Genomic DNA, 25,703 nt, shown 5'->3' with positions numbered 1-25,703 from the left:
CTGGGCTCAGCGATCGAGCGTCTTCGAGGCGCGGCCGCGGTTCTTGATGATCAGCATGATGTTGCGGATATAGATGATGGTCGCCAGCGACTGTCCGAGGATGATCACCGGCTCGCGCTTCACGACGCCGTAGACCAGCGTCATCAGGCCGCCGCCCATCGAGCAGAACCAGAACGCCATCGGCACCACGCTGTTGCCGGCGCGCTCGCTGGCGATCCACTGCACCAGGAATCGCGCCGTGAAGAACAGCTGCGCGACGAGGCCGAACGCCAGCCAGAAATCGAACTTGGCGACGAAGACGTCGTAGAGATAGTTGCTCAGCGCCTGACCGTATTGAATGATCATGCGTTCACCTCAGTCACATCTGGTGTCGGCTTCTTGCGGCGGATCAGCCACCACACGCCGGCGAGATCCATGATGCCGATCCACAGCCGATCGAAGAAGCCGTAATTGGACACGCCGGAATGGCGCGGCCGGTCGATCACGTCGACATAGGCGATATCGTAGCCTTCGCGGCGGACCAGCGCCGGCAGGAAGCGATGCAGCCCGTCGAAATAAGGCATCATCAGGAAGACCTCGCGCCGGAATGCCTTCAGCCCGCAGCCGGTATCCCGCGTGCCGTCCTTCAGGATGGAGTTGCGGACACCGTTGGCCACGCGCGACTGGAATTTCTTGAAGCCGGTATCCTTGCGTCCGACACGCTGCCCCGCGGCGAGGCCGACGCGCCCTGCTCCCTTCTCGACCGCCGAGATCAGGTCGGGCAGGAAGGCCGGATTGTTCTGGCCGTCGCCATCGAGCGTCGCCACGATCGCCCCGCGCGCCGCACGCACGCCGCTGCGCACGGCCGCGGATTGGCCGCCTGATCTGGCGTGGCGAAGCTGGCGCAGATTGCTCCGCTGCGCCATGATCGCTGCGAGGCGTTCGCCGGTCGCATCGGTCGAGCCGTCGTTGACGTAGATGATCTCATAGGCCCAGCGGCCATCGAGCGCCGCGCCGATCTCCGCGATCAGCGGCGCGATGTTGTCGGCTTCGTTGCGCACGGGAACGACGATGGAAACCGAGGGCTGGGAAACCCAAGGCTGGGAAACCGAAGGCTGGGACGACGACAAATCGAGGCTCGTGGTTGGAATGGGCCTTCCCGGGGAACCGGCGGCCCCGACAGGCAGCCGCTTTTATGGGGCGGATGCCCCGCGGGCAACCCCTTTGAGATGGCCCGAAACCGCCCCTGCAAGCGGCACAATGGTGCCATCGGCGCAGATGGCGAAGCCCAGCCGCCTGGCCGCGAACCAATAGCGGACCGCCATGGCGCCGACCGTGCCGACCAGGGCGCCGGCCACGACGTCGCTCGGGTGATGCGCGACCAGCACCAGACGCGTCAACAGGATCACGATTGCGTAAGTGAACATGAACACGCGCAGACGCGGCCACAATGCCGACACGGCAAACGCCAGGGCGAACGCTGCCACGGCATGGCCCGACGGCAGACTGGCATAAGCCCCCGTCCCCTCGAACGGCATGAAGTTGAACGGATTGGCCTTGCCGCCGACAAACGGACGTCCGCGGCCGATGATATATTTCAGGATCTCGGCAACGAAGGCCGAGACGGCAATCGACAGAAACACAAACTGCAGCCGTGTGCCGAGACCGAGGAGCAGCGCGCGCCGTCTCCCGTGAAGTCCCGCCGCAACGAGCGCCAGCAGGACCAGCACGCCCCCGAGCACCGAGAGCAGATACTCGTCCTTGCCGAAATCGGTGAGGATGCGGATCGGCCACAGGCTCGGCGTGCCGCGCGCCGGCATCAGCTGGATCTCGGTTCGGTCGAACGCGAGCATCAGCGCAATGACCAGGGCCGCGCCCGCCGCACTGAGCCACAGCGAATGCCGCGCCAGTTTTCGCGCGGCCTCTGCGCGGCGCGAATGCGAGGGCGTGCGAACGAGCTGCGCAAGCGCGCGGCCCGACACGGCGAGCAATTGCGCGGGATAGCCCGGGCGCGGCGCGGGGCTGGTCGAGGCCGGCATCCTATTCGGTGCCTTCCGAGCGGAAGATCGAGATCGAGATCGCGCGTCCTTGCGAGAAATTATAGCCGTCGATGCGGGTGCCGACCTTATAGCGCAGCCCGATCGCCTCGGCACGCTGCACGAAGCTCCGCTCCGAACGCTGCTCGATCAGCGCAAAGCGGCAGCTGCCCTGCCTCAGGAAGTCGGCCGCGCCCGACCCGTCCGTGAGCACGGTCTGCGTGCCCGTCAGGAAGACGAGGCTCGGCTCGTGATAGCCGGCCGCGGCCGCCTTCGGCCCGACGCAGGTGACGTTGCGCAAGGCGCGCGCGACCTCGATGCTCGGAAACAGCGGCGTCAGCGACGGCAGCACGATGCCATACACCACCACCGCCAGCATCAGGGCCGCGACCAGCGCGTTGAGCAGCGAGCGCTCGGCGCGGTTGTTGTCGTAGAGCCACCAGGCGAACAGGCCGAAGATCAGCGATGCCGCGATGAACGGCCAGGCCACAAAAGCCGGCTGCCGCGTCAGCATCACCGCGCCGACCACCGCGATGATCGAGGCGGCCGCGGGGATCGCGAACCACCAGGCCGAACCGCGCATCAGCCAGGAGCGCGACAGCACGCGCCGCTCCACCGCACCGGCGGTGAGAATGGCGATCGCCGGATACAGCGGCAGCACGTAATGCGGCAGCTTGGTCAGCACCGCCTCGAACACGATCCAGGACGGGATCAGCCAGGCCAGCAGAAATTGCGCGCCGGGCTCCCGCCGCGCCCGCCACACCGCGGGCGCCGCCATCGCCGCTAGCGGCGCGCCCGGCCAGAACGTGATCCAGAACAGCGCCAGATACATGCCGGGCGGCGCGCCGTGGGATTCCTGGGCGCCGATCTTGCTCAGCATGTCGCCGCCGACGGAATCGGCGAAGAAGGCATCGCCCGCGCGCCAGAAGATCGCGACGAACCAGGGCAGCACCAGCACCAGCATCCACATCAGGCCCCAGACCGGACGCAGCTTCCACAGCCAGGAGGCATCGCGGTCCTGGATCGCGAGCGCGACGATGGTCAGCCCGGCGAACATCAGGATCAGCGGCCCCTTGATCAGGATGCCCACCGCAAGCGCGGTCCAGAAGATCGCGGGCCAGCTCCAGGGCGGATGCGTCTCGTCCTCGGCGCGCTGCCAGGAGAGGTAAGCCCGCGCCATCGCCCCCATCGCGGCGGTCACGCAGAACAGCAGCATCGCGTCGGTCTTGGCGAGCCGCGCCTCGACGCCGAGCAGCACGGAGGCGCACATCATCAGCGCCGCCAGCACCGCGGCGCGCCGCGTGACGAAGCCGAGCGCGGCCCAATAGGTCATGAGCACGGCGCCGATCGCTCCGAACAGCGACGGCAGCCGGTACACCCAGATCCGCAATTCGGCCTTCGGCAGCTTCAGCGCCGAGGCGGCTTCGACCGCAACCGATTGCAACCAGTAGATGCCGACCGGCTTCTTGTAGCGGACGTCCTCCTGGAAGCGGATGTCGACATAGTCGCCGCTCTCGACCATCTGCTTGGTGGCCTGGGCGAAGCGCGCCTCGTCGCGATCAACAGGCGGAATCGTGAAGAAGCCCGGCAGGAACAACAGCAGCGCGCACAGCAGCAGGAAGGCGACGGCACGGGCTTGGCTGGCCGTGGCGATGTCGAGCATGAGCACGAGCCGGCTGCCCGGATTCACGGGCGATTTCGGCTCGCGGGGCGCTCCAAAACGGGGGCTGGGAAAGGTCTCGGCCATTGGTTCCGCTTACGCTGAAACCGCCATTCCGACAACCGGTTAAGGCCAGGGTCATTGAATTCGAATGACGACTGTGTCCGCGGCGCCCGTGGCGTCGATCACGGTGAGCCGCGCAAAGCCCGGACCGGGCGGATCGATCAGGCGCTGGCGGCGTCCGTCAATCTCGCCGAGCGCCGTACCGTTAACCATGACGGTCATGGGCAGCACCCCGCCGGCGACCTTGACCGGCATCGCGGCGCTGTCCTGCCCCCCGGAGCGATCGACATCGATCCGCGAGCCGTTCAGCGGAAACTGGATGTGCAACGCCTGCTCGCGGCCGGTCCGAACCAGCTCCCCGACTGGACGGAACCGCTTCAGCGGCAACGGCAGCTTGGCATTGCCAGCAACCAGGGTTCCCTTAGGCGGCTTCGGCAATGCGGCCAGCGTCTTGCCGCTGCGGGCGAAGGCGTCGAACAGGATTGGCGCGGCGGCGACGCGCCCGATCAGGCCGGGAACCGGCGCACCGTCGGGCCGGCCGACCCAGACGCCGATGGTCATCCGGCCGTCGAACCCGACCGACCAGGCATCGCGATAGCCGTACGAGGTGCCGGTCTTGAAGGCGATGCGGTTGTGAGCGGCATTCTCCGGCGGCGGCGTTCCCAGCAGCACGTTGCCGACCTGCCAGGCCGCGACGGGGTCCAGCAGCCGGAGCGGCTCGCGGTCGTCCTTGTCAGCCATCACCTCGCGCAGCGGCCTCGTGGTGCCGAGACGGGCGAAGCCGGTGTAGAGTTGGGCGAGATCCTGCAGCGTCACGCCGACGCCGCCGAGCCCCATGGCGAGCCCCGGCGCTTCGTCCTTGGGCAGAACCAGATTGCCGCCGGCCTGCCGCAGTCGCGACGCCAGCCGGCTCGATCCGACGCGATCGAGCAACACGATCGCCGGCACGTTCAGCGAGAGTTGCAGCGCCTTCTTCACGGGCACCGTGCCCTGGAAGGTCATGTCGAAATTTTCCGGCGCGTAGGAGCCGAAGCGGACGGGACGATCGTCGATCAGGCTTTCCGGATGAACGAAGCCGTCCTCGAAGGCGAGCCCGTAGATGAAGGGTTTCAGCGTCGAGCCCGGCGAGCGGATCGCGCGGGTCATGTCGACCTGCCCTGCCCGGCTCTCGTCGAAATAATCGGCCGACCCGACGCGGGCGAGCACGTCCCCGCTCTCATTGTCGACCACGATGATGCCGACCGAGATGTTAGGTCCGAGCGCAATGGCGCGGTCGCGCGCCAGCGGCTCCAGCACCTTCTGCAGATTTGCGTCCAGCGTCAGCTTGATGACCGGCGTATCCTTGACTGTCGACAGCGCGGTGTCGGACGCATGCGGCGCCAGGATCGGCATCGGCTTGCGCAGCTTTGGCACGGGCACGGCCTTGGCCTGCCTTGCGTCGTCGGCGCTGACCACCTGCTCCTCGACCATGCGGTCGAGCACGCGGTCGCGCGCCTTGCGCGCGGCCTCGGGATGGCGATCGAGCCGGCGCGTCTCCGGCGACTGCGGCAGCGCGACCAGCAGCGCGGCTTCGGCCAGCGACAGGCGTCTCGGCTCCTTGCCGAGATAGCCGATGGAGGCGGCGCGGATGCCTTCGAGATTGCCGCCATAAGGCGCGAGCGCAAGATAGAGGTCGAGGATCTGCTCCTTGCTCATGCTGCGCTCGATCTCGATCGCGCGCACCATCTGCCGCAGTTTTGCGTAGAGCGAGCGCTGCCGCCGTGGCTCCATCAGCCGGGCCAGCTGCATGCTGATGGTCGAGCCGCCCGAGACGATGTGGCCGCGCGTTACGAGCTGCAAGGCGGCGCGGCCGAGCGCCAGCGGGTCGAGACCGTTGTGTCCGTAGAAGCGCTGGTCCTCATAGGCGAGCAGCAGCTTGAGATAGGTCGGATCGACATTGGATTTGGCATCGACCGGCAGCCGCCAGCGGCCGTCTGCCATGGCGTAGGCGCGCAGCAGCTTGCCGTTGCGGTCGACGATGGTGGTGGAGACGTGCCGGGCTTCGTCGAGCGGGAGAGGCCCGAGGGAGTAGACCCAACCGACGAAGCCGACGATGGCGATGATGAAAGCGAGTGCGAAGGCTGAGAGGATGCGAAGGGCCCTGCCCCTGGCCCAACGGCCGTCATTCCGGGATGGCCCGAAGGACCAGACCCGGAATCTCGAGATTCTCAGGCGCGCAATTGCGCGCCGTAGTTCGGTGCTGCGCACCGCCCCGGAATGACGAGAGACTTCGTTGGGTTCGCTCATCTCACTCACTTCGCCGCCCGCACCTCGACCGTCCCGGTGCCCGTCCGGCCATAGCGCGAGGGATTGTACATGTCCTCGACATAGGCCTGCGGCAGCACGTATTTGCCGGGCGAAACCACGCGCACGACATAGGCGACGGTGAAGACCGACTTCGAATCCGAGGCCCGGTCGACCGCCGCCGTGAAGCGGTCGTCGCGGAACTCGGTGTTTTCAGGCTCCTCGCCGTCCTCGATCCAGTCCAGCGTGCCGCTGTCGCCCGACGAGACCAGCTTCGGATTGTCGATCTCGAGGCCCGCCGGCAGATAGTCGGACACCATGATGTGGCCGTACTCGGGCTTCGCCTCGGTGATCTTCAGCACCACCGCAAAGCGCTGGTTCTGCTTGACCTTGCTGATGTCGGCCGGCTTGCCGTCGAGCGTGAAGTAGTTGCGCTCGATCTTGAAGCCGTTCGACGCCGCTGGCTCCGGCGTCACCGGCGAGCCCGACACCGAGACCACGGCCTGCACCGGTGCATCGCCGGTGTTGGTGATCTTCAGCGGCTTGCCCTCCAGCGTCGCGGCCTTGTAGCTGCGATAAAGCGCGGTCTTGACCGGTTGGCCGTCCACTTCCATGGACAGGTTCTCCTTGGCCAGCGCGCGCGCCGCCAGCACCAGCCATGCATTCTCCTGCGTGGAGGTGTAGGGCGTCAGCCCGCGCGCGGTCTCGACCCGCGACACTGCCTGCGTCAGCGTCGCCTTCGGCGCGTTGCCTTCGCTGGCCAGCGACACCAAAGCTGCGGCATCGCGAAGCTGCGAGCCGTAGTCGGTACGGCCGAACTCCAGCACGGGCTTTGGCGCGAGGCTGTCGAGCGCGGCGCCATAGACCCGTTCGGCGCGGTTGCGGTCGCCGACGAGAGCGAGCGCCGCCGCGAGCTGCGACTTCGCGATCGGGGTTGCGAGGTTGTTCAGCTTGGTGTCGGCAAGATAGCGCAGATCGCCGATCGGCGCTGCGCCGTTACGTGCGAGCACGTAGAGGCCGTAAGCGAGATCGCGCCCGCCGTCCTTCTCCGGCTCGTTGCCGTTGACGACGGAGTTTCTGACACGGTCGAGCGCGTTCTTGAACAGCACGTCCGGCACCGCAAAACCCTTTTCGCGGGCGCGGGTCAGGAAGTCCGTCACGTAGGCGTCGAGCCAGGCGTCGTCGCCGCCGGCCGACCACAGGCCGAACGAGCCGTTGGAGCCCTGACGCGCCAAGAGCCGCTCGATCGCGTCGCGGATGCGCTGGTCGACCTCGGTGTCCATGGCGAGATGCGCACCGGCCGCGAGATCGTTGACATAGAGCAGCGGCATGGCGCGGCTCGTGATCTGTTCTGAGCAGCCATAGGGATAGCGATCGAGCGCTTTCAGGATCGTCGCCGCGTCGAGCGCGGTCGACAGGCTCGCCGAAACCGAGACGCTGCCGGTGCCCGGCACGAGGTCGGAGAACATGTCCGATGTCAGCGTCAGGCTCTCGCCTTTCGCCAGCGTTCGGATCGAACGCCGTGCCAGCACCTGCGTCGCCGCCTTGACGTCGAACGCGTAATGGCGCGCCAGCGTCAGCCCGTTCGGACCCCTGATGTCGACGTCCAGCGTCGCCTGCCCCGCCGCGGTCGCGTCGAGCGCAAGCGAGAACGAATTGCGCTGCTTGGCGGCGAGCTTGACCGTGGTCGCGGGATTGCCCGTCATCTTCACGGGGCCGCCGGTCTTCACATTGATGACGTAGTCGCCGGCCTGTCCCTCGACATTGTCGATCTCGAGGTTCACCGTGCCGTGGTCGCCATTGAGCAGGAAGCGCGGCAGGGTCGTGGTGAGCACGACGGGGTCGCGGATCACGACATCGGTGTTGGCGCGGCCAAGCTTGGTCGCGGTCCACGCCACCGCCATCACGCGCGCGGTGCCGGCGAACTCCGGAATGTCGAAGCTGACTTCCGCGCTGCCGTCGGGGCCAACCGTGACGATGCCGGAATAGAGCGCCAGCGGCTTTTGCGCGGGCGGCGAGCCCTGAAGCTCGGCAGCTCCAGCGTCACCGCCGGACTTGATCTGGCCGCGCGTGCCGGACATGCCGTCGATGAGCTGCCCATAGAGATCGCGGATCTCGGCGCTCAGGCGGCGCTGGCCGAGATAGTAATCGTCCGGCGCCGGCGGCTTGTAATTGGTGAGGTTAAGGATGCCGACGTCGACTGCGGCGATGACGATCTTGGCGTCCTCGCCCGGATTGAGCCCGTCGAGCTTGACCGGGATCTTCAAGGTCGCGTTCGGCCGGATCAGCGCCGGCGGCGACAGCTTCACCTGCAAGGTGCGGGTCTGCTTGTCGATGCCGAACCATTTCAGGCCGATCGCCCGGCCCGGCATGCGCTGGGCGGCTGCATCGAGCGGACGGCGCAGCGTCGCCACCACGTAAGCGCCGGTGCCCCAGTCCTTGCCGACCGGAAGCTTCACCTGGGCAGTGCCTTCCTTGACGTCGATGGTCTGCGTCGTCAGCAGGCGGTCGCCGAGCACGTTGATGGTGAGCTTGCCGGCGCTGCGGACGTTGACCGACACCGTCATGGTGTCACCGGAGGCGTATTGCGGCTTGTCGATCGAGGTCTCCAACAGGTCCGGCGTGTCGGCGCTGCCGTCGGAATACCAGCCGACGTCGAACTGCACCGAGGTCACGGGGCCATCGGCGTCGTTCGACTTCACATCGAGCCGGTAGCGGCCGGGTTGAGGACTGAGCGAAATCCGCGCCGGCTTGTCGGCGGCAACGGTCACATCACCGTCGGCGACGCGCGAGGTCGATTTGACCGGCTCGTACTCCCAGTAATTGTTCTGGCGATACCACTGGTAGCGCGACTCCATCTTCAGGAGCTCGTAGCGCAGGCCGTCGCGGCGCAGCCTCTCGCCCTCGGGCGAGACGAACAGGACGTCGAACTCGGCCTTGTCCCCCTCGGCGACGTTCTTGTCTGCGAATAGCGGCTTGACGCCGATCTGCGCCGCGGTGGGCGCGACCGGCAGCACGAGCTTGCGCTCAACGGCGCGGCCGCCGGTCTCGACCATGCGGACGAAGATCTGCGCCTCCTGCGGACGGGTCGAGGCTGGCTGCTTGTCCAGCGTGACCGGGAAGGTCGCAACGCCGTTGGCGTCGGCTTCGGGCAGGTTCTCCAGCGGCGTGCGTTCGTTCGAATTGGTCTCCTCGTCGGCAACACCGAACTGGTAGCCGGCAAATCCTGGGCGTTCGCTCGCGGGCGCGACCAGCATGTCGCCTTCGAGCTGCAGGCCGGACGCGGGCGCGCCATAGAGGAAATGGCCGTCCGCCTTAAGCTCCACTGGAGCGTTAGCTTTGATCAGCTTGTCCTTGGCGGACAAGTCGAATTCGATCCGATCAGGGACGTAGTCCTCGACCATGAAGGTGGTCTCGCCGACCGAGGAGCCCTTCGGGTCGGTGAAGGCGCGCGCCCGCCACGTCCCGGTCGGCACGGCCGAGTTGAGCGGCACGGACAGCGTACGGCCGCCGGCGCCCTGGTCGGCGAGCACCGCGCGTCGGTATTCGACGCCATCAGGGCGCTCGATCACGATCGTGAGCGGCCCGCCGCTGACGGCATTGCCCTGCCCGTCCCGGAGCAGCGCGGTGAGATAGACGGTCTCGCTGGAACGATAGACGCCGCGCTCGGCATAGACGAAGGCGTCGGCGCCTGCAGGCACCACGCGGCCTGAGACGCCGCGATCGGACAGATCGAAGGCGGAGGACTTCAGGCTGAGGAAGGCATAATCGGCCTTCTCGCCCGTGACCGTCAGCATCGCCGGCGACAGGCCGCCCTCGCCGCGCGCAAGGCCCGCCTCGAACAGCACATGACCGCTGTCGTCGGTCTTGCGGGTCGCCAGGATCTCGTTGTTGCGGGCAACGAGCCGCACCTCGGCCTTGCCGACCGGATCGGTCGAGGCCAGCGAGTTCACGAAGACGTGGATACCGTCATTGCCGGAATAGGCGGAAACGCCGAGATCGGAGACGATGAACCATTGGGTGGCGAGCTGGTAATCGTCGTCCGAACCCGGGCCCTTGGCGGCCGCCGTCATCACATACACGCCCGGCTGGAGCTCGCCGAGCGCCTGGTCGACCGGAAATGCCGTGGTGACGTCCTGGTTCAGCGTCATCGCGGTCGCGAGCTCGCCGGTCCAGACCTTCACGCCGCGCTCGTCGCCGAGATCGGAGAGCTGGTATTTCGACAGCGTCTTCTGGAAGTCGCTGTCGACCACCGTGTTGATCAGGTTGCGGTCGCCGATCCGGAAGACGTTGATGTTGACCGCGGGCGTGTTGACGCTGACCACGGGAATGCCGCGCTGGCCGGTTCGGGGCAGCACATAGGCCCGGCTGGTGAAGCGCACGAACGGCTTGCGGTCGCGCACATAGACGTTGAACTCGGCCGATTTCGGCAGCCCCTCCTTCACGGTGGACGGCAGGCCGGCGCGCAAATTGATGTTGTAGCGCTCGCCGTGCTTCAGCCCGTCCACGCAGAGCTGCTTGCCTTCGGCCGACAGCGCCGGCTTGTCCTGGCCCGCCAGCGCCAGGAACGGCGCGAAGTCGGTGCGTTTTGCCAATTCCTCGGAGAACTGGAAGCAGGCGCGCGGGCTCGCCGAATCCGAGTCCACGGTATAGTCGAGCAGCCGGAAGCCGTGCTCGTCGCGCATCTTCTCATATTGGCCGCGGACGTCGGCGACCTCGCGCATGTCGAGCGACAGCCGCAGCGAATCCAGGGCCGGCCGCCACAGCTTGCGTTCCGACAGCGACTTGCCGAGCACGGCGAGGGCGTCGGCCTCCTCGCCGGGATTGCCGGCGCGCTGGTAGGCGATGTAGGCCGCGGTCGAGGCGCGCTCCAGCAGGAAGGTCTGCTCGCTCGAGCTCTTCGGCGAGATCTGGAAGATGACCTTGGCGAGCCGCAGCCAGTTGCCGGCGTCCTCTGGCGTGGTCGCCGCGATCTGGCCGAGCACCGACAGGCCGGTGCGATAATCATTGCGCCGGAAGGCGGCGTCCGCGTCGGTGCGCAGCGTCGCGTTGGACTTGGCGACCGGCCCCGCCTCGCTCTTGATCTGGGCGTCCAGCTTGATCGCGGAATCGGCGAGGTCGTCGCGCTTGAACGCCTTGTCCGCGGCATGCGCGGCGGTGAGGCCGAGCGCCAGCGTGGCGCAGAGTGTGACGGCGCGAACAAGACCGATCATGATGGACTCCCGGAAATCGCGGACAGCCGCCCGCAGGCGGCATGAAATGCGCGGAAAGGTGACGGACTCAAGGCGATGGAACCAAAGGTGCAAATCGTCGCATTCGCCATGGAAAGGCAAGCCCAGAGGAGACCGATCAAGATACCGCCGCGCACGCCGTCCTGATGGCGCAGCACTACCTGACCCGTCGACCGGCGGCCACATCCCGGAAGCTGGCCAGCGTTCCCGGCGATGTGATCCATCGTCCAGTCCGCCGCCGCTCAACCCGGCACCCTGACATGCCACCGTCTCGCTTTGTCGCGGCTCTGAGGAAAACGGTTCGGTTCAGACTTGGCGAAAGACGATATTTTTCATATTTGGCATGGTAGATGAACAGCCGGCCTCGAAACGGAGGCTGGCGCAGCGACGGTCCCATAGCTCAACTGGATAGAGTAGCGGATTTCTACTCCGCGGGTTGCAGGTTCGAGTCCTGCTGGGATCGCCAGTCTCATTTCTAAATCCACCGCCCTTCACGAACGCGTGGGTAACCATACGCCGGCCTTTGAACCGTGCCGAACAGCCCTATGTATGCGCCGGGCGAATTGCGCCCGGTTAAGGACTTCGATGCTTCCAGCCGAATGGACGAGAATGGCCATCGCATCTGCGGTGGCAATCGTCGCGATGTCGTATTTGGCCATTGACGCGGGCGTGGTGAACACCAGTGTGGTCACGAGGCCCATCAAGATGGCTCAAGCATCGATCATTGGCGGCGCTATGGGCCAGCGTCACCTTTCCTTCGCCGTTCAGGAGTGGGCGCGTCCCAGCCGCGACAACAACGAAAAGCCGCCCCTGGAGCATTGCCTGGCGATCGACTGATCGAGGCGCTTTCTTCCGCGCAAGCGACCATATTCATCCTCCGCCACCTGTCGACTGACGAACCTGCCACCAGCGCGCAATGGCCGCGGTGAGATCGTCCCACACCTGCGTCGGCAAATCCGAGACCGCCACCCGCACGCTGTACTGGTCCGTGGCGGCGTCGTGAAACCACTCGGTCGCGGCGAAGTCGAAACCGAAGCTGCCGGCATGGCGAATCGGGAGGCCCCCGGCGCGCAGTTCGTTGCTCATGTCCTCAGCGGCCTGCCGCGCGCCCGCCTCGTCGAGAGGGCGCCTGCCCCGCAAGGTGACATAGAGACCATGGGCGAAATGGAGTTCGGCCGATAGTGCCGGGAGCTTCGCAGCAAAATAGCGAGCCATGCTCCGGCCGTTGCGCAAGATCGCCGCGACACGCCGCTTCGTGAGGGCCCAATAGGCCGCGCTGCCCACGAAGGGCGGAAAGTGCGCCGGCAACGCCGCGCCGCCGAGCAATCGCACCGCGTTGCGGGTTTCGGCCGCGAGACGTGTCCATTCAGGCCGCCCTGCCCGCTGCTGGTCATCATTCCCCTGCACGAAAACCGCCGAGCCCAGGCGGCCATATTCCGCCCCGAGCGAATCGAGCTTGTTGTGGCTTCGCACCAGCACCAGTGGAATTCCGTATCGCCGGGCCCAACTCAGGACGCGCCGGATCCGGCCCGAGCTGCCCGCGAAGCATGTCGTATCGAAAATCACGAGATCGAGACCCGAGCCGTCGCTTCGGATCGCCGCCTCAAAAGCGCCGGCGCGGGAGCAGGAATCCAATAAGAGGATTCGCGGTGAATTCGCCGAAGCAAAATTATCGCCGAACGGCGGCTTCAAAGCCACGAGCCGCAGATGAGGAATAAGGCCCCGGATCAGCTCCAGCGTCTCGCCATAGGAGCCGGGAAGCACCAGCAAATCAGCTTTCTCGACGATTTGCGCGGAGGCCAGCAGCACGGCGGAGATCGCAGCCATGCCCGAGGCAGTATAGATCGCCGCGCTCATGCAGCCGCATTCGAACTCATAGAAGGAAGGACCGCGCACCGTAAGATCGGCCCGCTGGTAATCGTAACTGAACTTGAAGGGCCCGCTGACGGGATCAGCGCTGTGCGACCACGCTGTTTCCGTTGCCTTCCACTCGTGCAACTCGTGCTCTGCCCTGAGCGCCGCAGTGATCTGGAATTTGGACCTGACGACCTCGTCGACCGATCGCGGACGCGTCAGATCGAGCCGACATCTCAGGCAGTCGTTCAACAGCCTGAGTTCCCCGTGCTTTCGTTCGAGATAGGCTTCAATGGTCTCCATTGCGCGTCTTGGCAAATCCGATCGGACGTCAAACGCGCGGAAAGCACGTTGGGTCCTATCTGCGTCCGCCTGCAACGAAGGTCGATGTTCGCTGTTGAGACCAGGCAAAGGAGGACAACATGTCTGAGATCAGAGAGCACATGAAAATCATCGGCAAGGACGGCGCACATGTCGGCACCGTCGACCGCGTCGAGGGCAACCGCATCAAGCTGACGCGCAAGGACAGCCCGGAAGGTCACAAGGACCACCATCACTACATCGACACGAAATATGTCGGGGCCGTCGAAGGCGATGTCGTCAAGCTTTCAATGAACGCCGACGCCGTACCGAAGACGGAAGCCGCCTGAACATTGAGCCCCTTCGGGGGCTTTTTGTTTGTTCACGATCCGACTCCGCTTCGTTCCAAAAAGCACGAATCGTAATCGTAAAGTCGGCGCCGCGCATTTCTTAACGTCGCGTTTCGTCGGATCGATCACGTAGCCATTCACGGATCCATTCAGGTATCCATGGGCACGAGCGTCGGCCGCAGCAGGTAGGCGTCGATCGCAGCGTTCGACAGCAGCAGCCTGCGCCGCTCTCCTCGCAGCATCAACCTGTCGATCCTGTTCAGGATGAAGCGGGCGGAGTCCTCGTGCTCGCCTGTGAGCAAGCCGGATCGGTCGAGATATTTCCAGGCAATGTCGAAGGACTGTGCGCGTAACTCGGGGTCGGTCATGGTCGGCCAACGTCCGCGGGGAATGGAGGTTCCTGTTTGAGCGCGAGCGAGGCGGGTCGCCTTGCGCAATGCCAGGCGTATCGAACACGGCACAACAAAATGAGCAGCGGCGTGGAACGAGATCACGACCGGCACGTTGGATGGCTTGAAATCAAGTGGTGCCGACCTGCCAGCCCCGGTCGGCTTTGAAGGGCCCCGTGCTTGTCCCCCGAGCACGGGGCTTTCTCATGCAGATCAAACGACTGACCGAATTCGGCCGCGTCATCGTCTGACGCAAAATTTCCCTGCGAATCCCCTCAGTCCGCCCGCTCGTCGCGCTGGTCGCGGGCCAGCTCGTGCCAGGCCAGCGCCAACTGGATCAGCCGTTGCCGGTCGGCGCCTTCCGATGCCGCGGCCCGCTTCATCGCGGCCTCCGCTTCGTGCTGTGGGTCGTACTTGGTACACATGAGACCGACTCTAGCCGGCCATCTGGACAAGCACATGGCAATTTCGTCCGTATGATTGCGGGGTAACGTCCGCGTCTCCCGGACTGATACAAACGCCCCGGCACGATTGCCTCACTGCATGCATGCGCTGATTGCGAAGCCATTTGGCTGGGCTTCATCCGCGCGATCTGTGAATTGTGTCACAGTCTGCGACCTGCATCTCGGTTAAACCTTGTGTCGACGCTCCCAGCAGCACGCGGAGGGGATCGATGGTAATTCCCGTCATGACACAAGACGCAGCAGCTCCGGCCAACGTCCCGACGCAACGACAAAGGACCGACCTGCTCGGTATCGCCTATCTCGGGACCATCGGCATCGTGATGCTGGCCTGGATCGCCGGCCTGGTCTGGGGCGCGATTGCGTTCTTCAACTGGCTGGTGTGACGCAGGCAATCCGTCGCGTTGGCGAGCAGGCTCGTCGCCGCGATCGTGCGCTAGAACAGGCAGTGCAACATCTGCCCCAGCTTGATCCCGCCGCAAACGATCATGGCCCAAAGCGCCAAGCTGATCTGGATTGCATCCAGCATGTCCCACGTCCTCGCGAATCGCTTTCCCAACGCTTTTTCTTTTGAGAATCGCGTGAAGCGGCACCGGGAGCCAGTGCTATTTTGAGTCAGTTGTTGTGCGCCGCGGAACGCCGCGCCGAGATGCGCATCGAGACAATGGGTTGACGGCACCAGAATAAAAAGAGGCGGGCCTTTCGCCCGCCTCTTTCAGGTCAGGATGCGATCAGTGCCTTAGCGGCACGCCCGCGGATCGGTCGCCACGTACTGCCCGTCCGGATAGCGGTAGTAGCAATTGCCCTGCGCCCAGTAGTAGCCGGGCTGGGATGCGGCGGTGGCACCGGCGATGGCTCCGGTCGCGCCGCCGAGAACCGCGCCCGCGGCAGCCCCCGTTGCGTTGCCCGAGATCAGTCCGCCCAGCACGCCGCCGACGATGGCGCCGCCAAGCGCGCTCGCGCCGGGATCAGCCGGCGGCGGCGGAGGTGGCGGTGCATAGGCGACCGGAGGCGGCGGCGGGGCATAGGCCACCGGCACGTCGTCGTAATATTCCTCGGAGATGTAGCCGGGCGGGCCGGCCATCCGCTGCGGATAATAATACCAGACGCCGCCAACGTCCCACCACCAGCCGGAGCGGCCGTTGTGGACTTCGTGGCGCCAGCGCCCGCCATCCCAGGAGCGATTGCCGCGATAGGCCTGTCCGCCCCAGTCGCGCGTCGGAGCGGGACCGCGGGCGACATAACGTCCCGGCGGCGGGCCGCCGGCGCCGTGCGGACCGGGACCCGCATGGGGCTGGCCACCGGGCCGCGGCGCGGGCCGGGCCGCCTGCTGCGGCGGCGGGCCCCTGCGCATGTTCTGACTGTCCGGAGGTGGTGCGCCCGCGCCCGGGCGGGCCGGAGGCTGGCCGGCGTCCCTCGACGGCCTGGCGTCCTGGGCCTGCGCCGAAAGCGCGAGCAACGACATGGCCGAAACCAAGGAAAAGATGATCTTCATGCGGCTGGACGCACTCATGCGTGCTTGACCCCCTACTTTTCGATTGCTCTCGCAATTGCCGTGGTGCCTGGCGCGATAGACGATTCGGATCGCGCTCGGCTTGATGCCGGCTGACATAGCTGACCTGCTTTGGTCGGCCATGTCGCGTTACAAATGATTAAGATCACGGCAATTTTTCGGCTCGACGGGCCGCACTGGAGCGCTTCTAGCGGGCCGGCTCGATCACGTTGCAATTGCTCCGCCCGGACATCAGGCAGTCCTGCATTTTGCTGGCGGCGGTGAGGTCCCGCGCGAGCCACCAGCCGACACCGAGGATCAGGACCGCGATAATCAAGCCGGCGATCGCGCCGCGGCGGTTATCACCGGATTGAGGCTTCGGCTGGGATTTCGGCTTCGCGCCCGGTTCGGGCCTGGACTCGAGTTTGGACTTGAGCTTGGACTCCAGCTCGGACTCGGGCTTGGAAGTGGACATGGCTACCTACCGCGCGGGCGAGCCGGCTTATCACCTCTGCGACGTCCCGTCACATCCTGATCAGCCTGTTCAGCCCTGCTCGTCAGGTTAGCCTCGGGTCGCCCGGATCGCATCCTTGCGGGAGGTTTCGACCGCCGGGATCGCCTGCTGGAGCCGCGGTGCACAGGTCGTGAGCACGAACGCGGTCTGGGTGCATTCCCAGTCGGCCCCCAGAACGGCGCTCTCGATGGGCTGCGGACGAGCGAGCAGCAGCGCCGCGCCAGCCGCGGCTACCAGGGCCAAGGCGATTACGAGCGCCTTCTGGCGGAAGCGGAAGATCGTCATGCCCGTGCTCCGTCTCGTATCGGGGCGGACGCTAGGCGTCGCCCCTCGTGCTCCCTTATGAGGGACATCACAATTCGGCAGTTTTTCCGGGCTACGAGATCGTCGGGGCGGCGATTTTTCGTCTACCTGATCGGCTGCGATTATGGGTGGCTTCGCGACGCGCGCCGATGTACACGCTTCTGCGTCGCGTGGCGCCCGCTATGCCCAGCCGACGTACCAACACGCAGTGATGTAGGGCTGAAAGTGAGGAAGACAAGGTTCGTTCGATGAGTGGATTTAGGGAACCAGGCTTCTCCGACCGACAAAAGGCGGCACAGGAAGCACGCAAAAATCTTTTGAACAAATTCAAGTCGCAGCCGGGTCATGACGATCCGGCGGTCGCGGCACGACGCGCCGAGCGCGAAGCACTCGCGGCCAAGCGCGCCGAGACAAAGGCAGCGCGCGAGGCCGAAAAGGCCGAGCAGAAGCGTATCGCGGAGGAAGCCGCAGCCGCGGAGGCAGCCCGGATGGCCCGCGAGGCGGAGGAAGCGGTCGCCAAGCAGGCTGAAATGGAGGCCGAGCAGAAGGCCAAGCGTGACGCCCGCTACGCCGCCCGCAAGGCCAAGCGCAAGTAGCATTCACGGTCGCGTTCAACTGAATTTGAACTAACCCGTTCCGGGGCGGTCCACGTGACCGCCCCTGGATTTTCGACGCGGGTCTGCCTGCTGGAGACGACAGTCGAAGATCAGTTCTTCTTCATCATCCCGTCGTCCTTCTTCATCCCGTCCTTCGACATGTGATCCTTCTTCATGCCGTCGTCCTTGGACATGGTGTCCTTCTTCATCATGCCGTCCTTGGACATCGTGTCCTTTTTCATCATGCCGTCATCCTTGCCCATCTTGTCCTGAGCAAAGGCCGCCGGCGCGAGCGCGAGGCCAAGCGAGAGAGCGGCAGCGGAGACGCCGAGCACGATACGGGTGCGAATGGTCATGGATCATCTTCCCTTTGAGATGGTGTTTGTCAGCGACGGACGCCGCTATTCAATCTCGACGGATGCACGCCGCGCATTGTTACCCCGCCGCCGATAAAATTTTTGACGAGCCTGCTGCGATCCGCCGCTCGAAGGAGGCCAGGGCCTGCGGCGGGAATTGGATGTGTGCAGCGCAGCACGGCCACCCCCTTGCCGCGGCATTCGGTCTCGAACTATCAGATGAGAGAACATCGGGTGAAAGACCGGCTAGGATGGGCCTACGTGCCGGTCATATGACCCGCCCAAATCACGCCAACAAGAACCGTTCGAAGAAACGTTCAAGAGGATTACGCCATGCTCACGCGCCGCCATCTGCTCGCGACCGCGGTCGCCGCACCCGCCATTCTCCGCTTCGGCACCGGTACCGCGCAGGCCGCGACCACGCTGAAGATCTCGCACCAATTCCCGGGCGGCACCATCGACAAAGGTGACTTCCGGGACCGGCTCTGCCGCATGTTCGCTGCCGAAGTCAGTAAGCGCAGCAATGGCGACATTGCCGCTGAGATCTATCCGAACTCCTCGCTGATCAAGACCAACGCGCAGTTCTCCGCGATGCGCAAAGGCGCGCTCGACATCAGCCTCTATCCGATGCCTTACGCCGGCGGCGAATTGCCGGAGACCAATATCGGCCTGATGCCTGGCCTCGTCACCACCTACGACCAGGGCATGCGCTGGAAGAAGGAGCCGGTCGGCAAGGCGCTCTCCGACTTCCTCGCCGACAAGGGCATCATCCTGCTCACCTGGGTGTGGCAGGCCGGCGGCCTCGCCAGCCGCTCCAAGCCTATCGTCGCGCCTGAAGACGCCAAAGGCATGAAGGTGCGCGGCGGCTCGCGCGAGATGGACATGGTGCTCCAGACCGCCGGCGCCTCGGTGCTGTCGGTGCCTTCGAACGAAATCTACGCGGCGATGCAGACCGGCGCCTGCGACGCCGCTCTCACCTCCTCCACCAGCCTGATCTCGTTCCGGCTCGAAGAGGTCGCGAAGTCGCTGACCTCGGGCGCGGGCGCTTCCTACTGGTTCATGCTCGAGCCCTTGATGATGTCGAAGGCGATCTTCGACAAGCTGCCGAAGAACCAGCAGGACGTGCTGCTCGCAGTTGGCGCCGAGCTCGAGGCCTTCGGCCGCAAGGGCGCGCAGGACGACGACGTCGAGGTCGCAAAGGTCTACGAGAAGGCCGGCGCCAAGGTCTCGGTGCTGGATGCCGCGACCGTCGGCAAGTGGCGTGACATCGCCCGCGACACCGCCTGGAAGGACTACAGCGCCAAGACCGCGACTGCGGCGAACCTGCTCAAGCTCGCCACCGATGTCGCCGCATGAGCCACGGTCCGCTTCCGGATCGTGACGATCACACCATCGCTGCCGCAAGGACAGGCCTTGCGGCGGCGATCGATCGCGGTCTTGCCATCCTCAACAACATCATCGTCGTGTTCGCCGCGATCGCGCTGGTCGCGGCCTGCGCCATCCTGAGTTACAGCGTGCTCAGCCGCGCCCTGTTCAAGGCCGCCAATTACTGGCAGGACGAGGCCGCCGTGTTCCTGCTGGTCGGCGCCACCTTCATGACCGCAGCCTATGTGCAGCAGAACCGCGGGCATATCGGCATCGAGGCCTTTGTCGGCCTGCTCTCGCCGCTCGCGAACAAGATCCGGCTCTGGCTGGTCGATGCCGCGACGTTTCTGTTCTGCGCGTTCTTCACATGGAAGTCCTGGACACTGGCCCATGAGGCCTATGTCGACGGCCAGGTCTCGAACTCGATGTGGTCGCCGCCGCTCGCCATTCCCTATTCGCTGATGGCGTTCGGCATGAGCCTGCTCTGCATCCAGATTCTCGTGCAGCTTGCGCTGCCTTTCACCGGAGCCAAGCGTTCATGAGCGTCTTCGGTATCGGCCTCGCCTACGGTATTGCGACCCTGCTGGTGATGTTCTCAGGGATGCCCATTGCGTTCGCGCTCGGCGCGGTCGCGGTCGTGTTCATGGGCATCTACATGCCGGCGGCGTCCCTCGATACGGTGACGCAAAACGTCTACGAGGAAATGGCCTCGATCACGCTGTTGTCGATCCCACTCTTCATCCTGAAGGGCGCGGCGATCGGCAAGTCGCGCGCCGGCCAGGATCTCTATTCGGCGCTGCATGCCTGGCTGCATCGCGTGCCCGGCGGGCTCGGCGTCGCCAACGTCTTCGCCTGCGCGCTGTTCGCGGCGATGGCGGGCTCCTCGCCTGCGACCTGCTCGGCGATCGGCTCGGCCGGCATCCCCGAGATGCGCAAGCGCGGCTATTCCGGCGGCTTTGCCGCAGGCATCATCGCTGCCGGCGGCACGCTCGGCATCCTGCTGCCGCCCTCGATCACCATGATCCTGTTCGCGGTCGCAGCCGAAAAATCGCTCGGACGGCTCTTCCTCGCCGGCATCGGCCCCGGCCTGCTCCTGGTCACCCTGTTCGGCGCCTATGCCGTGATCCGCTTCCGCCGGGAATATGCGGCGGCCGAAGCGATCTACAAGAACGGCGGCCCGGAAGCAGCGATCCTCGCCCGCGACGAATACACGCTCGCCGAACGTTTCAGCGTGCTGCCGCGCGTGATCCCGTTCGTGCTGCTGCTCACCGGCGTCATGATCGCGCTCTATGGCGGCTACGCCACGCCGTCGGAGACCGCCGGCCTCGGCGGCCTGCTGGCACTGGCGCTGATCGCGGCGATCTACAGCGTGTGGCGGCCGAGCGACCTCGCCCCGATCATGAAGTCGACGATCCGGGAATCGACCATGCTGATGATGATCATCGGCATGTCGCTGCTCTATTCCTACGTGATGAGCTATCTGCACATCTCGCAATCGGTCGCCGAATCCATCGTCGCGATGCACCTGCCGCGCTGGGAGCTGCTGTTCGCGATCCTCGTCATGGTCGTCGTGCTCGGCTTCTTCCTGCCGCCGGTGTCGATCATCCTCATGACCGCGCCGATCATCCTGCCGCCGCTGCGCGCCGCCAATTTCGACATCATCTGGTTCGGCGTGGTCATGACCATCGTGATGGAGATGGGGCTGATCCATCCGCCCGTCGGCCTCAACATCTTCGTCATCCGCAACGTCGCGCCGGATATTCCCTTGCGCGAGGTGATCTGGGGCACGCTGCCCTTCGTGCTCCTGATGATGCTCGCTGTGTTGCTGCTCTGCTTCTTCCCGGGGATCTCGACCGGGCTGCCGGATCTGGTGATGGGGCCTGACGGGAGCAGGTAACGGCACCTGAAAGCGCCGCAAGCGGCCTTACGTCGGCGCCCGCTTCCTCTTCGCATTCAGCGCGGAGGCCACGCGGCTCACCGGCGGCTTGCCGAGCACGCCGCTCATCGCGTTGGTGGCCGCCAGCAGCTTGTCCATGTCGACGCCGGTCCGGACGCCCATGCCCTCGAGCATGTAGACGACGTCCTCGGTCGCGACGTTGCCGGTCGCGCCCGGCGCATAGGGACAACCGCCGAGGCCGCCGGCGGCGGCGTCGATGACGCGGACGCCCTGCTCCAGGCCGGCATAGAGATTGGCGAGCGCCTGGCCGTAGGTGTCGTGGAAGTGCATTGCGAGCTTGGCGGCGGGAACGTTGGCGGCAACCGCGCGCAGCATCTCCTTGGCTCTATCAGGCGTGCCGACACCGATGGTGTCGCCGAGCGAGATTTCGTAGCAGCCAAGATCCCACAGCGTGCTCGCGAGATCGGCGACGGCCTTCGGCTTGATCTCGCCATCGAACGGGCAGCCGAGCACGCAGGAGATATAACCGCGCACCTTGACGCCGTCGTCCCTCGCGCGCGCCAGCACCGGCTTGAACCGCTCGATGGACTCGGCGACCGTGCAATTGATGTTGGCGCGCGAAAAGCCCTCGGACGCCGCCGCGAACACCGAAACCACTTTCGCGCCCGCGGCGCGCGCGGCGTCATAGCCCTTCTCGTTGGGCACCAGCACGTGGAATTCGGCGCCCTTGATGCGGCTCACGCCGCGCAGCACGGCATCCGAGCTCGCCATTTGCGGGATCGCCTTGGGCGAGACGAAGGCTCCGACTTCGACCGTATCGAGGCCGGCCGCGACCAGCGCCTCCACGAAGGCGATACGGTCTTCGACGCTGACGGGCGTCTTCTCGTTCTGGAGGCCATCGCGCGGCCCCATTTCGATGATGCGGACGGGGTCGGTCATGTCACTCTCCCGCAGGATCGACCACCGCGAGCTCGACGCCTTCCTGCACGATGTCGCCGACCTTGCACTTGATGGACTTCAGCACGCCGGCATAGGGCGCGCGCAGCGTCTGCTCCATCTTCATTACTTCCAGCGTCAGGATCGGCGCCCCCTTCTCGAGCTTGGCCCCCTCCTCGGCCAGCACGGCGACGACGGTGCCCGGCAGCGGCGCTGCGATCTTGTCCTCGCCGGTCTGCTCTTCGGTCTCACCGCCGAACGGATCGACCCAATGCAGGTCGAAGCGGCCGTTGCGCGTGCGCAAGTAAAGCTCATGGCCGCTGACGACCGCAGCAACCGACGATTTGACGCCGTCAAGCGTCAGGTCGAAGCCGCCGTCCTTCGCTACGGTCGCGAACGCCAATTCGCGCTCGCCGATCACCAGCGTCGACGGGCCGCTGCCGTAGTTCAGCACGATCTTCTGCTCGGGCCCGTGCCCGACGCGGAAGGCAAAGCTGCGCTGCCGGCGGCCGACCGGCTGCCAGCCAAAGGTTTGCCAGGGCGAATTCGCCTCCGCTTGGGCAGCCCGCTGCTCGTCGCTGATGATAGCGGCAACCGCGGCGCACAGCTCCAGCTCACCCGGCGCCGGCGCGGCATGTGTCAGCACCGCCAGCTCACGCTCGATGAAGCCGGTGTCGATCGCATTCGTTCGCACCTTCGGATGCGTCATCAGCGCAGACAGGAACGGGATGTTGGTGACGATGCCGCGGACGTCGGACTCTTCGAGCCCGCGGTTCAGCCGTTCGATCGCAACGTCCCGCGTCGGCGCCCACGCGATCATCTTGGCGAGCATGGCGTCGTAATAGGGCGAGACCGTATCACCCTCGCGGTAGCCGGCGTCGATGCGTAGGCCACCGGTCTCGGCGGGCAGCCGCCAGGTCGAGATCCGCCCGACCGACGGCATGAAGTTCTTGGTCGGATTCTCCGCGTAGACGCGCGCCTCGACGGCGTGGCCGTTGAGCTTGATCTCGTCCTGCTTCAGCGGCAGCGCCTCGCCGAAGGCAACGCGCAGCTGCCATTCGACGAGGTCAATGCCCGTGATCAGCTCGGTCACGGGATGCTCGACCTGCAGGCGTGTGTTCATCTCGATGAAGAACACGTCCTTGCCGTCGGAGACGAACTCGATCGTGCCGGCACCGACATAGTTCACAGCTCCCGCCGCTTTTCGCGCGGCGGCACAGACCGCCTCGCGCTGGGCGGGATTGAGCGTCGGCGACGGCGCCTCCTCGATCACCTTCTGGTGCCGGCGCTGCAGCGTGCATTCGCGCTCGAACAGCGACAGCAGATTGCCGTGGCTGTCGCCGATCACCTGCACCTCGATATGCCGGGGATTGTCGACATATTTTTCGATCAGCATGCGGTCGTCGCCGAACGCGGCCTTGGCCTCGCGTTTGGCGCTGACGATCGCAGGCGCAAGCTCGTCGGCCGAGCGCACGATCCGCATGCCGCGGCCGCCGCCGCCGGCGGAGGCCTTCACCAGGATGGGGAAGCCGATCTTGTCGGCCGCCTTCGAAAGCGTCGCCTCGTCCTGGGCCTCGCCGTGATAGCCGGGCACCAGCGGCACGCCGGCCTTCTCCATCAGCTCTTTCGAGCCGGACTTCGAGCCCATCGCATTCATCATCCCGGCGGTCGGCCCGACGAAGACCAGCCCGGCATCGAAGCAGGCCCGCGCGAACTCGGCATTTTCCGACAGGAAGCCGTAGCCGGGGTGCACGGCCTCGGCGCCGGTCTTGCGCGCCGCATCGATCAGCCGCTCGACGTTGAGATAGCTGTCGCGGGCACGCGCGGGCCCGAGCAGCACGGCCTCATCCGCGAGCGCGACATGCATCGCGTCGCGATCGGCCTCGGAATAGACCGCGACCGTGCGCAGCCCCATGGCGCGCGCGGTGCGGATGACGCGGCAGGCGATCTCGCCGCGGTTGGCGATCAGGAGCGTGCGAAAACGACGGTAGAGCTTTGAGTGGTCCATCGCATCACATCCTGAACAGGCCGAATTTCGTCGGCTCGATCGGCGCATTCGACGCCGCCGAGAGGCCAAGGCCGAGCACGAGGCGCGTGTCAGCGGGGTCGATCACGCCGTCGTCCCACAGCCGCGCGGTCGCGTAGTACGGATGTCCCTGGCTCTCGTATTGTGCGCGGATGGGCTCGCGGAACTTGTCTTCCTCTTCCTTCGACCAGCTATCGCCCTTGGCCTCGATATTGTCGCGCCGGACCTGGCTCAGCACCATCGAGGCCTGCTCGCCGCCCATCACCGAGATGCGCGCGTTCGGCCACATCCAGAGGAATCGCGGTGAGTAGGCGCGGCCGCACATGCCGTAATTGCCGGCACCGTAAGAGCCGCCGATCACCACGGTGAATTTCGGCACCGAGGCCGTCGCAACCGCCGTCACCAGTTTTGCGCCGTCGCGCGCGATGCCACCGGCCTCGTATTTCTTGCCGACCATGAAACCGGTGATGTTCTGCAGGAACACCAGGGGAATGCCGCGCTGGCAGCACAGCTCGATGAAGTGCGCGCCCTTCAGCGAGCTTTCACTGAAGAGAATGCCGTTGTTGGCGATGATGCCGACCGGATAGCCCCATATATGGGCGAAGCCGCACACCAGCGTCGTGCCGTAGAGCTTTTTGAACTCGTCGAACTCGGAGCCATCGACGACGCGGGCGATGATGTCGCGCACGTCGAACGGCTTGCGGCCGTCGACCGGCACCACGCCGTAAATCTCTTCCGCTGCGAATAGTGGTTCGCGCGGCTTGTGCATGTTGAGATTCGGCCGCACCGACGGCTTCAGCGTGCCGACGATGCGCCGCGCGATGCCGATCGCGTGGGCATCGTTCTGGGCATAGTGATCCGTAACGCCTGACTGGCGCGAATGCACGTCGGCGCCGCCGAGTTCTTCCGCGCTGACGACCTCGCCGGTCGCGGCCTTCACCAGCGGTGGGCCGCCGAGAAAGATGGTGCCCTGGTTGCGCACGATGATGCTCTCGTCCGACATCGCCGGGACATAGGCACCGCCCGCGGTGCAGGAGCCCATCACGATCGCGATCTGCGGAATGCCCTGCGAGGACATCTGTGCCTGGTTGTAAAAGATGCGGCCGAAATGCCGCTCGTCCGGAAAAATCTCGTCCTGCAGCGGCAGGAAGGCGCCGCCGGAATCGACCATGTAGACGCAGGGAAGGTTGTTCTGCCGCGCCACGTCCTGCGCGCGCAGATGCTTCTTCACCGTCATGGGATAGTAGGTGCCGCCCTTGATGGTGGCGTCGTTGGCGACGATGACGCATTCACGGCCGGCAACCCGCCCCACCCCGGTGACGACGCTCGCCGAATGCACGTCGCCGCCATAGAGGCCGTAGGCCGCGAGCGGCGACAGCTCCAGGAACGAGGTCCCGGGATCGACCAGTAGGTCGACGCGCTGGCGCGCCAGCATCTTGCCGCGCGAGGTATGGCGATTGCGCGAGACCTCGCCGCCGCCGCCAGCGACTTGGGCGAGCTTTTCGCGTAAGTCCGCGACGAGGCCGCGCATGGCCTCGGAATTGCGCGCAAAGTCTGATGAAGACGGATCGATGCTGGAATGGAGCGGCATGTTGATTCCAATGAGGTGAAG

Annotated in this window: 23 protein-coding genes and 1 tRNA gene; 8 read left to right on the top strand and 16 right to left on the bottom strand. The window is 65.6% G+C overall.

From position 1 onward, the window contains the following. Positions 1-6: 6 nt before the first annotated feature. From AABA84_RS15330 to AABA84_RS15305, 6 genes are all read right to left on the bottom strand, one after another. Complete coding sequence (locus AABA84_RS15330; protein WP_018323154.1) at positions 7-345, bottom strand: lipid-A-disaccharide synthase N-terminal domain-containing protein; 339 nt, start codon at positions 343-345, stop codon at positions 7-9. Next, positions 342-1,109: a glycosyltransferase family 2 protein gene (locus AABA84_RS15325; protein WP_212244168.1), complete on the bottom strand. Its 768-nt coding sequence runs from the start codon at positions 1,107-1,109 to the stop codon at positions 342-344. The genes AABA84_RS15330 and AABA84_RS15325 overlap by 4 nt, the downstream gene beginning before the upstream one ends. A 63-nt stretch (positions 1,110-1,172) precedes the next feature. Further along, a complete protein-coding gene (locus tag AABA84_RS15320) occupies positions 1,173-2,018 on the bottom strand; it encodes a phosphatase PAP2 family protein (RefSeq protein WP_338312424.1) in 846 nt (281 codons plus the stop codon). Between the two features lies 1 nt (position 2,019). Then, positions 2,020-3,762, bottom strand: coding sequence for an ArnT family glycosyltransferase (locus AABA84_RS15315; RefSeq protein ID WP_338309262.1), 1,743 nt, complete (start codon positions 3,760-3,762; stop codon positions 2,020-2,022). A gap of 51 nt (positions 3,763-3,813) precedes the next feature. Beyond that, complete coding sequence (gene pbpC, locus AABA84_RS15310; protein WP_338309263.1) at positions 3,814-6,024, bottom strand: penicillin-binding protein 1C; 2,211 nt, start codon at positions 6,022-6,024, stop codon at positions 3,814-3,816. A 5-nt stretch (positions 6,025-6,029) separates the two neighbouring features. Next, positions 6,030-11,234, bottom strand: coding sequence for an alpha-2-macroglobulin family protein (locus AABA84_RS15305; RefSeq protein ID WP_338312423.1), 5,205 nt, complete (start codon positions 11,232-11,234; stop codon positions 6,030-6,032). Between the two features lie 407 nt (positions 11,235-11,641). Between AABA84_RS15305 and AABA84_RS15300 the strand changes: the two genes are divergently transcribed. Together AABA84_RS15300 and AABA84_RS15295 are read left to right on the top strand one after the other, a co-directional pair. Next, positions 11,642-11,718: transfer RNA gene (locus AABA84_RS15300), tRNA-Arg, on the top strand. Between the two features lie 143 nt (positions 11,719-11,861). Further along, entirely contained in the window at positions 11,862-12,089 is a 228-nt protein-coding gene (locus tag AABA84_RS15295) for a hypothetical protein (RefSeq protein ID WP_246549975.1), read from the top strand. A gap of 33 nt (positions 12,090-12,122) precedes the next feature. Here AABA84_RS15295 and AABA84_RS15290 read toward each other — a convergent pair whose 3' ends face one another. Next, positions 12,123-13,409 carry a hypothetical protein gene (locus tag AABA84_RS15290; protein ID WP_212244180.1) on the bottom strand — a complete coding sequence of 429 codons (1,287 nt, stop codon included), beginning with the start codon at positions 13,407-13,409 and terminating at the stop codon, positions 12,123-12,125. Between the two features lie 119 nt (positions 13,410-13,528). Between AABA84_RS15290 and AABA84_RS15285 the strand changes: the two genes are divergently transcribed. Beyond that, complete coding sequence (locus AABA84_RS15285; RefSeq protein ID WP_018323146.1) at positions 13,529-13,756, top strand: DUF2171 domain-containing protein; 228 nt, start codon at positions 13,529-13,531, stop codon at positions 13,754-13,756. Between the two features lie 149 nt (positions 13,757-13,905). On the opposite strand, the gene AABA84_RS15280 is transcribed toward AABA84_RS15285, so the two are convergent. Both AABA84_RS15280 and AABA84_RS15275 read right to left on the bottom strand, forming a co-directional pair. After that, positions 13,906-14,124 carry a hypothetical protein gene (locus AABA84_RS15280; protein ID WP_028144729.1) on the bottom strand — a complete coding sequence of 73 codons (219 nt, stop codon included), beginning with the start codon at positions 14,122-14,124 and terminating at the stop codon, positions 13,906-13,908. A gap of 296 nt (positions 14,125-14,420) precedes the next feature. Next, a complete protein-coding gene (locus AABA84_RS15275) occupies positions 14,421-14,570 on the bottom strand; it encodes a hypothetical protein (protein WP_212244182.1) in 150 nt (49 codons plus the stop codon). A 263-nt stretch (positions 14,571-14,833) separates the two neighbouring features. Here AABA84_RS15275 and AABA84_RS15270 point away from each other — a divergent pair, with 263 nt between their 5' ends. Then, positions 14,834-14,992 (top strand): hypothetical protein, encoded by a 159-nt coding sequence (locus AABA84_RS15270; RefSeq protein ID WP_212244184.1) that lies wholly within the window; start codon positions 14,834-14,836, stop codon positions 14,990-14,992. 353 nt (positions 14,993-15,345) lie between these two features. Here AABA84_RS15270 and AABA84_RS15265 read toward each other — a convergent pair whose 3' ends face one another. From AABA84_RS15265 to AABA84_RS15255, 3 genes are all read right to left on the bottom strand, one after another. Continuing rightward, on the bottom strand, positions 15,346-16,119 hold the full coding sequence (locus tag AABA84_RS15265; RefSeq protein ID WP_212244186.1) for a hypothetical protein: 774 nt from the start codon (positions 16,117-16,119) through the stop codon (positions 15,346-15,348). A gap of 187 nt (positions 16,120-16,306) precedes the next feature. Next, the gene (locus AABA84_RS15260; protein ID WP_212244187.1) at positions 16,307-16,573 is read right to left on the bottom strand and encodes a DUF2273 domain-containing protein; all 267 of its coding nucleotides are present in this window, start codon (positions 16,571-16,573) and stop codon (positions 16,307-16,309) included. Positions 16,574-16,660: 87 nt separating this feature from the next. After that, positions 16,661-16,897 (bottom strand): hypothetical protein, encoded by a 237-nt coding sequence (locus tag AABA84_RS15255; protein WP_212244188.1) that lies wholly within the window; start codon positions 16,895-16,897, stop codon positions 16,661-16,663. Between the two features lie 266 nt (positions 16,898-17,163). Here AABA84_RS15255 and AABA84_RS15250 point away from each other — a divergent pair, with 266 nt between their 5' ends. Next, positions 17,164-17,511 (top strand): DUF6481 family protein, encoded by a 348-nt coding sequence (locus tag AABA84_RS15250; RefSeq protein ID WP_212244190.1) that lies wholly within the window; start codon positions 17,164-17,166, stop codon positions 17,509-17,511. A gap of 110 nt (positions 17,512-17,621) precedes the next feature. Here AABA84_RS15250 and AABA84_RS15245 read toward each other — a convergent pair whose 3' ends face one another. After that, entirely contained in the window at positions 17,622-17,867 is a 246-nt protein-coding gene (locus AABA84_RS15245) for a pentapeptide MXKDX repeat protein (RefSeq protein WP_018323138.1), read from the bottom strand. A 333-nt stretch (positions 17,868-18,200) separates the two neighbouring features. Here AABA84_RS15245 and AABA84_RS15240 point away from each other — a divergent pair, with 333 nt between their 5' ends. Genes AABA84_RS15240 through AABA84_RS15230 form a run of 3 tightly spaced genes read left to right on the top strand, consistent with a single transcriptional unit; the run spans position 18,201 to position 21,129 of the window. Beyond that, entirely contained in the window at positions 18,201-19,223 is a 1,023-nt protein-coding gene (locus tag AABA84_RS15240) for a TRAP transporter substrate-binding protein (protein ID WP_212244191.1), read from the top strand. After that, entirely contained in the window at positions 19,220-19,774 is a 555-nt protein-coding gene (locus AABA84_RS15235; protein WP_212244192.1) for a TRAP transporter small permease, read from the top strand. The genes AABA84_RS15240 and AABA84_RS15235 overlap by 4 nt, the downstream gene beginning before the upstream one ends. Then, positions 19,771-21,129 (top strand): TRAP transporter large permease, encoded by a 1,359-nt coding sequence (locus AABA84_RS15230; RefSeq protein ID WP_212244193.1) that lies wholly within the window; start codon positions 19,771-19,773, stop codon positions 21,127-21,129. Before AABA84_RS15235 ends, AABA84_RS15230 begins: the two co-directional genes overlap by 4 nt. A gap of 27 nt (positions 21,130-21,156) precedes the next feature. On the opposite strand, the gene AABA84_RS15225 is transcribed toward AABA84_RS15230, so the two are convergent. From AABA84_RS15225 to AABA84_RS15215, 3 genes are read right to left on the bottom strand one after another with little or no spacing between them, the layout of a single operon-like run. After that, the gene (locus tag AABA84_RS15225; protein ID WP_212244201.1) at positions 21,157-22,068 is read right to left on the bottom strand and encodes a hydroxymethylglutaryl-CoA lyase; all 912 of its coding nucleotides are present in this window, start codon (positions 22,066-22,068) and stop codon (positions 21,157-21,159) included. A gap of 1 nt (position 22,069) precedes the next feature. Continuing rightward, positions 22,070-24,073: an acetyl/propionyl/methylcrotonyl-CoA carboxylase subunit alpha gene (locus tag AABA84_RS15220; protein ID WP_212244203.1), complete on the bottom strand. Its 2,004-nt coding sequence runs from the start codon at positions 24,071-24,073 to the stop codon at positions 22,070-22,072. 4 nt (positions 24,074-24,077) lie between these two features. Next, positions 24,078-25,682, bottom strand: coding sequence for a carboxyl transferase domain-containing protein (locus tag AABA84_RS15215; protein WP_212244205.1), 1,605 nt, complete (start codon positions 25,680-25,682; stop codon positions 24,078-24,080). Between the last annotated feature and the right edge of the window lie 21 nt (positions 25,683-25,703).

This window comes from Bradyrhizobium sp. TM239 (genome assembly GCF_036247985.1).
Taxonomy (GTDB): Bacteria; Pseudomonadota; Alphaproteobacteria; order Rhizobiales; family Xanthobacteraceae; genus Bradyrhizobium; species Bradyrhizobium ottawaense.
This window is presented reverse-complemented; position numbering and strand designations above follow the sequence as displayed.